A 10999-nucleotide genomic window follows, 5' to 3' on the forward strand; every position below is an offset into this window, starting at 1 on the left:
CGCTGATCCGCTCCACGAACCCGGTCACCGGCCGGGCCGGTACCTGCTCGGGATGCGCCTTCAACAGATCATCAGCGCTCACGTAGAGTGCCGTAGCGAGGGTGTCCAGATCGGTGTCCATCAAAGCCTCCAGAGCTTGGTTGGTTCGCAACACCGACTCTGCGACACCCTCACCCACACCCCCAGACGCCACACCGCCCCAGGACTTACTCATCTAGTCGAACCGGCGGCGTCCCTTGCCCTTCTTCGGACGGTCGCGAAAGCCCTTGTCCCGGGAGCGGGCCGGGGCCGGGGTGAGGTCGATCAGCTTGCCGGAGATCCGGGTGGCGCGCAGCGCGTCCCAGGTCTCCTGCGGCAGCGAGGCGGGCAGTTCGACCAGGGAATAGTCGGTCCGGAGATCGATGTGCCCGAAGTCGGAGCGGCGCAGCCCGCCCTCGTTGGCCAGGGCGCCGACGATGTGCCGCGGGGTGATCCGATGTCGCTTGCCGACCGCGATCCGGTAGGTGGCCAGCGGGGGGCCGTCCCGGCGCGGACGCGGGCCGCCATCACCACCGAACGACTCGCCGCGCGAGGGCCGGTCGCGGCCCGGACGCGGCTCCGGATCGGGATCGAGCAGCAACGGCTCCTCGCCCTGGGCCCGCAGCGCCAGCGCGGCGGCGACGTCCAGCTCGGGCACGTCGTACTCGTTCACGTAGTGCGCCACCACCTGCCGGAACAACTCCAGCCGCTCCGAGCCCAGCGCCGCGGTGATGGCGTCGTCGAAGCGGCTCAGCCGGGTGGCGTTGACGTCGTCGGCGGTGGGCACCTGCATCGGCTCCAGCGTCTGCCCGGTGGCCCGCTGGATGCTGGCCAGCAGATGCCGCTCCCGCGGGGTGACGAACGAGATCGCCTCGCCGCTGCGTCCGGCCCGCCCGGTGCGGCCGATCCGGTGCACGTACGATTCGGTGTCGGTGGGGATGTCGAAGTTCACCACGTGGCTGATCCGGTCGACGTCCAGGCCGCGGGCCGCGACGTCGGTGGCCACCAGGATGTCCAGCTTTCCGGACTTCAGCTGGCCGATGGTCCGCTCCCGCTGCGGCTGGGCCACGTCGCCGTTGATCGCGGCCGCCGAGAACCCGCGCGCCTGCAGCTTCTCCGCCAGCGTCTCGGTCTCGTTCTTGGTCCGGACGAAGACGATCATCCCTTCGAAGTTCTCGGTCTCCAGGATCCGGGTGAGGGCGTCCACCTTCTGCGGGTAGGAGACCATCAGGTGACGGTGCCGGACGTTGGTCGCGGTGGCGGTCCGGCCGGAGATGGTCGCCTCGGCCGGGTCGCGCAGGTAGGTGCCGGACAGCCGCCGGATCGCCGGGGGCATGGTGGCGGAGAACAACGCCACCTGCTTGTCCTCGGGGGTGGCGCCGAGGATCGTTTCGACGTCCTCGGCGAAGCCCATGCTGAGCATCTCGTCGGCCTCGTCGAGCACCAGCAGCTTCAACCGGGACAGGTCGAGGGTGCCCTTCTCCAGGTGGTCCATGATCCGGCCCGGGGTGCCGACCACGACGTGCACGCCGCGGGCCAGCGCGCTGAGCTGGACGCCGTAGCCCTGCCCGCCGTACACCGGCAGCACGTGGACGCCGGGCAGCGCCGCCGCGTAGGACTGGAACGCCTCACAGACCTGGACGGCCAGCTCGCGGGTCGGCGCCAGCACCAGCACCTGCGGCGCCTTGCCGTGCTTGAGGTCGAGCAATTGCAGCGCGGGCAGCGCGAACGCGGCCGTCTTGCCGGTGCCGGTCTGGGCCAGCCCCACCACGTCGCGGCCGTTCAGCAGCAGCGGGATGGTGGCCGCCTGGATCGGGGTCGGGCTTTCGTAGCCGAGCTGCCGCAGGGTGCGCAGCAGCCGGTCGTCCAGGCCCAGGTCGTCGAAGCCGGGTGTGGTCGCCGGGGCCGAATCGGAGGTAGACACCCCCCGACCGTAGTGGGTAGGACGCCGAATCGCCGCCTCGGGGCCCGGGAGATGGATGACGGGAGTCCGCCGGTTCAGGCCTTCCAGAAGCCGGAGAAGGTGATCCGCTCCTTGGGCAGACCGGCCTGGTGCAGCGTCCGCCGGCCCTGGGTGGCCAGGCTCGACTCGCCCACCACGAAGGCGTAGGACGAGGCGGCGGGAGTCGCCACCTCCTCCAGCGCCCGCAGCGCCCGGGCGCCGACCAGCTCCCCGGTCTCGTCCCGGGGCACCCAGTGGACGGTGACCCCGTCCGGGGCCTGGACGCCGGTGACGTCCCCGCTGGCCGGGACCTCGATGATCGCGGTGCCCACCGCGTCCGGGGGCAGGTCGCGCAGGATGCCGCGGATCGCCGGCAGGCCGCTCTCATCGGCGACCAGCAGGTAGCCGGTGGTGTCCCGCGGCGGATCGAACAGCACGCCCTGGTCGAGGATCGCCACCGGGCCGCCGGGACGCGCCGCCACCGACCAGGCGGCCACCCCGGTGAGCCGGTCGTCGTGCCAGTGCAGCACGACGTCGATGTCCAGTTCGGCGTGGTCGCCGAGCCGCCGGTAGCCGGCCACGGTGTAGTTGCTGCAGTGCGGACGCTGCTCGTCCGGGATGGCCAGGTACGACTTCCACCACAGCCGTCCCTCCACCGCGGGCAGCCGGAAACCGGCGTCCGGGGCCAGCGGGAAGAACAGCCGGAACCAGTGATCGAGGCCGCGCCAGTCGAACTCGGCCAGCTCCGCCGAGGCGATGGTCACCCGCTGGAACGACGGCGAGATCCGCTCGGTGCGCACCACCTGGGCGGTGAACATGCGGGGCTCTGCCGGCATCAGGCGCGGATAGCTGGACATGGGGACATCCCTCCGAGTTAGGTTAGGCTAACCATATGTCCTCTCCGGCGCTCGCTGTCGTCCGGCGGACGCGAATGGACTCCTGGGTGCTGCTGAGCACGGCCCTGCTCCTCGCCCTGCTGGGCAGTCTCGTCCTGGGCAGCAACCAGGTCGCGCCGGACGTGGTGCTGCGGGCCCTGCTCGACCCGGGAGCCGACATCGACGCGGTGGTCTGGGGCTCCCGGATTCCGCGCACCCTGCTCGGGCTGCTGGTCGGTGCCTGCCTGGGCGTGGCCGGCGCGTTGATGCAGGGCCAGACCGGGAACCCGCTGGCCGATCCGGGCCTGTTCGGGGTCTCCAGCGGCGCCAGCCTGGCCGTGGTGCTGGGCGCCCACCTGCTCGGCTTCAACTCGATGACGGCGTCGATGATGGCGATGGGCGGGGCGCTGGTGGCCAGCGTGCTGGTGTTCGGCATCGCCACCCTGAGCCGCGATCTGGCCAATCCGGTCCCGCTGGCGATCGCCGGCACCGCCGTCACGGCGCTGCTCAATGCGGTGATCTCGTTCCTGGTGCTGACCAACGCGAGCTCCTTGGAGGTCTACCGGGTCTGGGTGGTGGGCTCGCTGGGCGGGCGGGCCCTGGACTCCCTGCCACCCGCCCTGGTCCTGGCGCTGGCCGGCCTGCTGCTGGCCTTCGCCAACGCCCGATCGCTGAACAGCCTGACCCTGGGCACCGAACTCGCCCAGGGGCTGGGGGAGACGCTGTGGCGGGCCCGGCTGGTCGGGCTGGGCGCGATCACGCTCACCACCGCGGCGGCGGTCGCGCTGGCCGGGCCGGTCGGCTTCATCGGCCTGACCGCGCCGCACGCCGCCCGGGCACTGGTCGGCGGCGACCACTTCCGGCTGCTGCCGGCGTCCGGGCTGGTGGGTGCCGTCACCCTGCTGGTCTGCGACACCGTCGGACGGGTGATCGGCGGCGGCCAGGCCGAGGTGCCGGTCGGGGTGGTGCTGGCCACCCTGGGCGGCGTCGCCTTCATCGCCATCGTGCGCCGCACCAAGCTGGCGGCGCTGTGAGCGGCCGGCGGCAGGGCATCGACCTGGGCATCGTCGCGCTGCCCTGGCGTCCGCGGGTGTTCTGGATCACCCTGGGCTGCGTGGCGCTGGTGCTCGGCGTGTTCACCTTCGGCATCGCCGCCGGCTCGTCGCGGATGGGGGTCGGCGACGTCTGGACGACGCTGCTCGGCGCCGGCAGCCGGACCTTCGGCTTCATCGTCTTCGAGCTCCGGCTGCCGCGGGCCGCAGCCGGCATCGCGGTCGGGTTGTGTCTGGGCCTGGCCGGCGCGCTGACCCAGACCTTCTCCCGCAACCCGCTGGCCACCCCGGACATTCTCGGCGTCACCTCGGGCGCCGCGGTCGGCGCCGTGGTGGCGATCGTGATCGGCGGCGGCGGGTACTCGGTGGGTGCCTCGCTGCTCGGGCTGGGCATTCCGGTGGTCGCCACCGTCGGGGGGCTGCTGGCCGCTGCCGTGGTGTACGGGCTGTCCTGGCGGCAGGGGGTGGACAGCTTCCGGCTGATCCTGATCGGCATCGGGGTCACGGCGATCCTGGGCGGGCTGACCAACTTCCTGCTGGTCCGGGCCCAGCTCACCCAGGCCACCGCCGCCACCCAATGGATGGTGGGCAGTCTGTCCGGGGTGTCCTGGGCCAGCGTCTGGCCGATGGTCGTGGTGCTGATCGTGGTGCTGCCGTTCGCCCTGGGCCAGTCGGCCCCGCTGGACCTCAGCCAGCTCGGCGACGACTTCTCCACCGGTCTGGGCGTCGCCGTGCAACGGCACCGGCTGCTGGTGATCGCCGCCGCGGTGCTGCTCACCAGCGCGGCGGTCTCCGCGGCCGGCCCGGTCGAGTTCGTCGCCTTCGTCGCGCCCCAGCTGGCCCGCCGGCTGACCCGCGCCCCGCGTCCGCCGCTGCTGGCGTCCGCCCTGGTCGGAGCGGCCCTGGTGCTGATCGCGGACGTCGGCGCGCGGGTCGCCTTCGGCACCGAGGTGCCGGTCGGCATCGTCACCGCGATCGTCGGCGCCCCCTATCTGATCTGGCTGATCACGCGCCACAACCGCAAGGAGCGCCGATGACCGCACCCGCCCTGCTGGCCGACCGGGTGACCCTCGGCTACGACGGCCACCTGGTCTTCCGCGACCTGACCGTGCAGGTCGAGCCCGGCAGCGTCACCACGCTGATCGGCGCGAACGGCTGCGGCAAGTCCACCCTGTTGAAGGCCTTCGGACGCCTGCTGGCGCCGTCGGCCGGACAGGTCCGGCTGGAGGGCAGGCCGATCCGGGAGCTGTCGGCCCGGGCGGTGGCCCGCCGGCTGGCCATCCTGCCGCAGAAGCCGCTCACCCCGGCGGCCACCACGGTGCGCGATCTGGTGATGCGCGGACGCCATCCGCACCAGACCCTGCTGCGGCCCTGGAGCGCCGCGGACGCCGCGACGGTGAGCGAGGCGATCGCGTCCACCGGAATGACGGAACTGGCCGACCGGGACGTCGGTTCGTTGTCCGGGGGACAACTGCAGCGGGCCTGGATCGCCCTGGTGCTGGCGCAGGACGCCCCGGTGATCCTGCTGGACGAGCCGACCACCTTCCTCGACCTCAGCCATCAGTTGGAGGTGCTCCGACTGGTCCGCCGGATCAACGCCGAGCGGGGCAGCACCATCGTGATGGTGCTGCACGACCTGACCCTGGCCGCGCGCTACTCCGACCGGCTGATCGTGCTGCACGAGGGCCGGGTGTTCGCCGACGGGGCGCCGTGGGAGGTGATCACCCCCGAGGTGCTGGCCACCGCGTTCGGGCTGGAGGCCCTGGTGATCCCCGATCCGGCGTCCGGGCGGCCGTTGGTGGTGCCGCTGGAACCCGCGGTGGACCCCACCACGACAGGGGTTAGGTTAGGCTAACCTTCCTAACATGAATCTGACCCGCAAATTCACCGCATTGCTGGGTGCCCTGCTGACGGTGTTCGCGCTGGCCGCCTGCAGTTCCGGAGCGGCCGCACCCACGGCCGCGCAATCCACCGGGACCCCGGCGGGCGCCGGCTGGAGCTACGTCGACGACACCGGTGCCACCATCACCCTCGATCACAAGCCCGAACGGATCGCCGGATTCGCCGACCAGGTGCTGTCGCTGCTGTCCTACGGCGTGCAGCCGGTCGCGGTCTTCGGCCGGGTGGACGTCAAGAGCGACCCCCGCTTCGCCGGCTACGACCTCAGCAAGCTGACCGTGGTCGGCAACGCCTACGGCGAGATCGACCTGGAGGCGCTGGCCGAGGCCGAGCCGGACCTGATCGTCACCGCGGTCTATCCCACCGACCGCAAGGGCACCATCGATGCCAAGGCCCCCTACTACGGCCTGAAGGACCTGGAGCAGCAGAAGAAGATCGTCGACATCGCGCCGGTCGCCGCGGTGCGGGTGGGCGGGAAGGGCCTGGACGTGATCCAGAGCAACGCCAAACTCGCCGTCGCGCTGGGCGCCGACCAGGCCAAGGTGGACGCCGACAAGGCCCTCTTCGACGCGGCGGCCGGCAAGCTCACCGCCGCCGCCAAGGCCTCGGGTCTCGAGGTCACCGTGATGTACGCCGACGCCGACGGCATCTACCTGGTCAAGCCGGAGGACGAGCCGCAGACCCAGCTCTACAAGAGCCTCGGCGTGAACCTCACCGAGCTGAAGCCGGACGGCCCCTACTACTGGGACATCTACAGCTGGGAGAACGCCGGCAAGGTGATGACCGGCGACGTCATCCTGCTCTCCGGCGAGGGCTACCAGGTCCCCGATCTGAAGAAACAGGCCACCTTCGCCAAGCATCCGGCGCTGCAGGCCGGGCAGGTCTTCCCCAACACCTACAACTCGATGGACTACTCCTCGCAGGCCAAGCTGATGGACCAGCTGTCCACCTGGTTGAGCGAGTCCAAGAAGGTCTGACGAGCGGGCCGGGGCACCGCGCTCACCACTCGGTGCCCTGGCAGGCTCCCGACCCGGCCGGTTCGACCTGCAGGGTGGCGTGATCGATGCCGAACTCGTCGCGCATCACCGCGCTGGCGTCGATCAGCACCGCGGCCGGGTCGGCGTCGCCGGTGACCAGGTGTGCGGTGGCGACGTTCATCCCGGAGGTCAGCGTCCACAGGTGCAGATCGTGCACCTCCAGGACGCCGGGCACCGCGGCCAACCGGTCCCTGGCCAGGGCCGGGTCGATCCCGGCCGGGGCGGACTGGCCCAGCACGCCGAGCACCTCGCGTCCGAGCAGGGCCGCCCGGACGCCGACGAACCCGGCCAGCGCCACGGCCAGGATCGGATCCCACAGCAGCCAGCCGGTCAGCCAGGTGGCCAAGCCGGCGAGCAGGACGCCGAGCGAGCCGAGCGCGTCGGCCAGCACCTCCAGGTAGGCGCCCTTGACGTTGAGGTTCTCCTCGGACCCGCCGCGGAGCAACAGCAGCGCGACCAGGTTCACCGCCAGGCCGAGCACGCCGACCACCAGCATCACCCCGGCGGGCACCTCGACCGGCGAGCCCAGCCGCTGCACGGCGCTGACCAGCACGTAGCCGCAGACCGCCACCATCAGCAGCACGCTCAGCCCGGCGGCGAAGATCTCGGCCCGGTAGTGGCCGTAGGTGCGGCGTCCGGTGGTGTCCGGCCGGGTCGCCCAGTGGGACGCGGTGAGCGCGGCGACCAGCCCCACCGTGTCGGCGGCCATGTGGCCGGCGTCCGACAGCACGGTGAGCGAGCCGGACCAGAGCCCGGCGGCCAGTTCGACGACGAAGAACGAGCCGGTCAACGCCAGCGCGGCGCGCAGCCGCCACCGATGCACGGTGCCGGCGTGGCCGTGACCGTGCGCATGATTGTGACCCGTCATGGCGCTTCCCTCCGGTCTCAGCCTAGAGCCCGGCCGTGGTTTGCGTGCGTCTAGCGTTGCGATATTCCGCCGTCGATGACCAGAGCGCCGTGCCGCGCCACGATCCGCCCGCCGGCCACCACCAGCTCCCGGCGCGGCGCCCGGACCAGGGCGTCCGGCACGTTCTCGGCGTCCAGCAGCACCAGGTCGGCGCGGGCGCCCACCACCAGATCGTGCACCGGCCGATCGACGAAGCCGGCGGCCGAGCGGGTGGCCAGCTCCACCGCGTGACCGAGGTCCTCGTCCCGGCGCAGGCCGTGCAGCCGGGCGAAACCCTGCGCCACCCGCAACAGGTCGCCGTCGCCGAACGGCGACCACAGATCGCGGATGCCGTCGGTGCCCAGCCCGAGCGGCACGCCGGCGTTCCGCATCGCCCGCCAGGGCAGCGGGGCGGTGCGCGGCGGCGCCACCGTCGTCCAGGAGATGCCGGCCTCGGCCAGCTCGTCCACCATCCGGCGCGCATCGTCGGGCTCCAGGTCGCCGAGGGCGAACCCGTGCGACACGTTCACCCGGCCCCGCAAACCGCTGGCCCGGGTGCGGTCGATCAGCAGCCGGTACTGCCAGGCGCCCAGCGCGCCACCGTCGTGCAGGTGGATGTCGATGCCCACCCCGTGCCGCTCGGCGATCCGGAACAGGCCGTCCAGCTGGGCCACCGGGTCGAAGTCGATGGTGCACGGGTCGATGCCGCCGATCAACTGCACGCCCTCGGCCGCGGCCCGGTCCAGCAGGTCGAGGACGCCGGGGCGGCGGATCACCCCGTCCTGCGGGAAGGCCACCAGCTGGACGTCGACGGCACCGCCCATCCGGGCGGCGGCAGCGCGCACCACGTCCAGGCCGCGCAGCCCCACGCCCAGGTCGACGTCCACGTGACTACGGGTGGCGGTGGTGCCGTGGCGCAGGAACTCGCCGAGCGCCGCCACGGTGGCGTCCTCGTCCGGAATGCCGTACCGGTCACGTTCGGCGCGCTCGTGCGCGATCCGGCCCTGGGTGGTGGGCTCACCGCCGTAGGAGACCCAGGGCTTGCCCCACCAGCTCTTGTCGACGTGGGCGTGGGCGTTGACGAAGCCCGGCAGCGCAAGCAGGCCGGCCCCGTCCAGGTGGTCGCCGTCGCCGGCCACCTCGCCGGCGGGACCGATCTCGGCGATCAGGCCGTCGCGAATCACGATGTCGACCGGCTCTGCGGCCCAGGGGCGAACCCGGCCGATGGTGAGGGCGTCCATGGCCGGATGGTAGCGAGACCCGCCCCCGACGAGCGGCGTTGGGCCGTTCGACCGGCGAGTATCGGGCAGCGCACCGGTTTTCGGCACGAGCCCCGTGCGATACTGGACCGGTGCATCGCCCGGCGTGGGGACGGCGTGGGAGCCGCCCTCGGCGGTGCAGCTACGTAGGTTCATCGGTCCGATGCGGCGTCCGTCACCTGCAGTACGCCCTCGGCCGGCAACGGTGCGCGACGTGCGCGGAGGGGGAGTGGCCGACCAATGAAACGCCTACTCAACGATGGATATGACGCCGTCGAAGAGCTGCTGGAGGGCTACGTCCGAGCGCACTCCGATGTGGTGCAGCTCGCCGACAACGAGCGGGTGGTGGTCCGCCGATCGCTCAGCGAGACGCCGAAGGTGGGCATCGTCTTCGGCGGCGGCAGCGGGCACGAGCCGCTCTTCCTGGGCTATGTGGGCGAGGGGCTGGCCGACGCGGCCGTGATTGGCAATGTGAACACCTCGCCCGATCCGATGGCCTGCTACGACGCGGTGACCACCGTCGATCAGGGCCGGGGCTGCCTGTACATCTACGGCAACTACCAGGGCGACGTGCTGAACTTCGACATGGGTGCCGAACTGGCCGCCGAGGACGGCATCCGGGTGGAGACCGTGCTGGTCACCGACGACGTCTACTCCGCCTCCGATCGTGCCGAGCGCCGCGGGGTGGCCGGTGACGTGTTCGTGCTGATGGCGGCTTGTGCGGTGGCCAACACCGGCGCCGACCTGGACGCGGTGAAGGCCGCGGCCGAGAAGGCGAACGCCAACACCTACTCGATGGGGGTGGCGCTGTCCTCGTCGACCCTGCCGGTCACCGGCAAGCCGATCTTCGAGATCGGCGAGGACGACATGGAGGTCGGCATGGGCATCCACGGCGAGCCCGGCATCGAACGCAAGAAGCTGGAGCCCGCCGACGCCGTGGTCGACGAGATCCTCGGCATCGTGCTGCCGGACATGGACCTGAAGGCCGGCGAGGAGGTGGCGCTGATGATCAACGGCCTCGGCGGCCTGCCGCTGATGGACCAGTACATCTGCTACCGGCACGCCCACGACATGCTGTGCGCGAAGGGGGTGACCATCGCCAAGTCGATGGTCGGCAACTACGCCACCAGCATGGACATGATCGGGATGGGGCTGACCCTGGTCCGGTTGGACGACGAGCTCAAGGGCTGGCTGAACGCGCCCTTCAACGCCCCCTACCTGAAGCAGTGAGGGCGGCGACCGATGGCTGACTTCGACCGGGACTACTTCGTCGCCGTCTTCCGCCGGATGGCGGCGACGGCGGAGGAGAACCGCGACGAGTGGACCAGGCTGGACGGCGCCATCGGCGACGGCGACCACGGCATCAACCTGAGCATCGGTTTCCGCGCGGTGGTCAAGCAGCTGGACGCGCTGCCCGACGACACCGACGTCGCCGGCCTGTTCAAGCTGGTCGGGATGACCCTGCTGCGCAAGGTGGGCGGAGCCTCCGGGCCGCTCTACGGCAGCTTCTTCATGAAGGCCGGCGCCGAGGTGCCGGGGCAGGCGCAGGTGTCCTTCGACGAGCTGCGCCGGATGCTGCGGGCCGGCGTCACCTCGATCCAGCAGCGCGGCAAGGCCGAGTTGGGCGACAAGACCATGCTGGACAGCCTGCTGCCCGGCCTGGACGTGCTGGAGGCCGCGGACGCCGACGATCCGCGGGCCGCGCTCGCCGCCTTCGTGGAACGGATGCGGCAGGGCTCCGACGAGACCATTCCGCTGCGTGCCCGCAAGGGCCGGGCGATGCGGCTGGGGGATCGTTCGATCGGGCACCGCGACCCGGGCTCGCAGTCGTCCTGGCAACTGCTGAACTGCCTCCTGGAGGGCGACCGGGCACGCTCCTGACGCGCTGGTCGAGGTCGTCGAGACCCCGCCGGCCGGGTTCACCCGTAGGTCGGCGCGTTCATCCGCAAGACCAGCCTCGACGAGCTGCCGCAGATTTTCAACATCATCACCGGCGAGATGTCGATCGTCGGCCCGCGCCCGCACGCCATC

At 71.6% G+C, this 10999-nt stretch carries 10 protein-coding genes and 1 pseudogene; 7 read left to right on the plus strand and 4 right to left on the minus strand.

Annotated elements, in window-relative coordinates; translation table 11 throughout:
• Positions 1 to 214: 214 nt before the first annotated feature.
• Complete coding sequence (locus tag QM582_RS13560) at positions 215 to 1942, minus strand: DEAD/DEAH box helicase (protein ID WP_415085227.1); 1728 nt, start codon at positions 1940 to 1942, stop codon at positions 215 to 217.
• A 74-nt stretch (positions 1943 to 2016) separates the two neighbouring features.
• Positions 2017 to 2817, minus strand: coding sequence for a siderophore-interacting protein (locus tag QM582_RS13565; protein ID WP_415085228.1), 801 nt, complete (start codon positions 2815 to 2817; stop codon positions 2017 to 2019).
• 35 nt (positions 2818 to 2852) lie between these two features.
• Here QM582_RS13565 and QM582_RS13570 point away from each other — a divergent pair, with 35 nt between their 5' ends.
• From QM582_RS13570 to QM582_RS13585, 4 genes are read left to right on the plus strand one after another with little or no spacing between them, the layout of a single operon-like run.
• Positions 2853 to 3869: a FecCD family ABC transporter permease gene (locus QM582_RS13570; RefSeq protein WP_415085230.1), complete on the plus strand. Its 1017-nt coding sequence runs from the start codon at positions 2853 to 2855 to the stop codon at positions 3867 to 3869.
• Complete coding sequence (locus QM582_RS13575) at positions 3866 to 4924, plus strand: FecCD family ABC transporter permease (protein WP_415085232.1); 1059 nt, start codon at positions 3866 to 3868, stop codon at positions 4922 to 4924. Before QM582_RS13570 ends, QM582_RS13575 begins: the two co-directional genes overlap by 4 nt.
• Complete coding sequence (locus QM582_RS13580; protein WP_415085234.1) at positions 4921 to 5742, plus strand: ABC transporter ATP-binding protein; 822 nt, start codon at positions 4921 to 4923, stop codon at positions 5740 to 5742. The genes QM582_RS13575 and QM582_RS13580 overlap by 4 nt, the downstream gene beginning before the upstream one ends.
• 10 nt (positions 5743 to 5752) lie before the next feature.
• Positions 5753 to 6763: an ABC transporter substrate-binding protein gene (locus QM582_RS13585; protein WP_415085236.1), complete on the plus strand. Its 1011-nt coding sequence runs from the start codon at positions 5753 to 5755 to the stop codon at positions 6761 to 6763.
• 22 nt (positions 6764 to 6785) lie between these two features.
• Here the strand turns inward: QM582_RS13585 and QM582_RS13590 are convergent, their stop codons facing one another.
• Both QM582_RS13590 and QM582_RS13595 read right to left on the minus strand, forming a co-directional pair.
• Positions 6786 to 7691, minus strand: a complete 906-nt coding sequence (locus QM582_RS13590) for a cation diffusion facilitator family transporter (RefSeq protein ID WP_415085237.1) — start codon at positions 7689 to 7691, stop codon at positions 6786 to 6788.
• 50 nt (positions 7692 to 7741) lie between these two features.
• Positions 7742 to 8950, minus strand: a complete 1209-nt coding sequence (locus QM582_RS13595; protein ID WP_415085239.1) for an amidohydrolase — start codon at positions 8948 to 8950, stop codon at positions 7742 to 7744.
• A gap of 258 nt (positions 8951 to 9208) precedes the next feature.
• Here QM582_RS13595 and QM582_RS13600 point away from each other — a divergent pair, with 258 nt between their 5' ends.
• The 3 genes and pseudogenes from QM582_RS13600 to QM582_RS13610 all read left to right on the plus strand — a co-directional run.
• Positions 9209 to 10198 carry a dihydroxyacetone kinase subunit DhaK gene (locus QM582_RS13600; protein WP_415085241.1) on the plus strand — a complete coding sequence of 330 codons (990 nt, stop codon included), beginning with the start codon at positions 9209 to 9211 and terminating at the stop codon, positions 10196 to 10198.
• 12 nt (positions 10199 to 10210) lie between these two features.
• Entirely contained in the window at positions 10211 to 10849 is a 639-nt protein-coding gene (gene dhaL, locus QM582_RS13605; protein ID WP_415085242.1) for a dihydroxyacetone kinase subunit DhaL, read from the plus strand.
• Between the two features lie 48 nt (positions 10850 to 10897).
• Positions 10898 to 10999, plus strand: a pseudogene (locus QM582_RS13610) (sugar transferase); the annotation flags it as partial.

It is taken from the genome of Micropruina sp., from assembly GCF_047607385.1.
Lineage (GTDB): Bacteria > Actinomycetota > Actinomycetes > Propionibacteriales > Propionibacteriaceae > Micropruina.

Bases quoted from the DNA above. Each gene is read 5' to 3' on its own strand.
- QM582_RS13565 (WP_415085228.1), bottom strand. From the start codon at position 2,817: ATGTCCAGCTATCCGCGCCTGATGCCGGCAGAGCCCCGCATGTTCACC.
- QM582_RS13595 (WP_415085239.1), bottom strand. From the start codon at position 8,950: ATGGACGCCCTCACCATCGGCCGGGTTCGCCCCTGGGCCGCAGAGCCG.
- dhaL (WP_415085242.1), top strand. From the start codon at position 10,211: ATGGCTGACTTCGACCGGGACTACTTCGTCGCCGTCTTCCGCCGGATG.
- QM582_RS13600 (WP_415085241.1), top strand. From the start codon at position 9,209: ATGAAACGCCTACTCAACGATGGATATGACGCCGTCGAAGAGCTGCTG.
- QM582_RS13585 (WP_415085236.1), top strand. From the start codon at position 5,753: ATGAATCTGACCCGCAAATTCACCGCATTGCTGGGTGCCCTGCTGACG.
- QM582_RS13580 (WP_415085234.1), top strand. From the start codon at position 4,921: ATGACCGCACCCGCCCTGCTGGCCGACCGGGTGACCCTCGGCTACGAC.
- QM582_RS13590 (WP_415085237.1), bottom strand. From the start codon at position 7,691: ATGACGGGTCACAATCATGCGCACGGTCACGGCCACGCCGGCACCGTG.
- QM582_RS13570 (WP_415085230.1), top strand. From the start codon at position 2,853: ATGTCCTCTCCGGCGCTCGCTGTCGTCCGGCGGACGCGAATGGACTCC.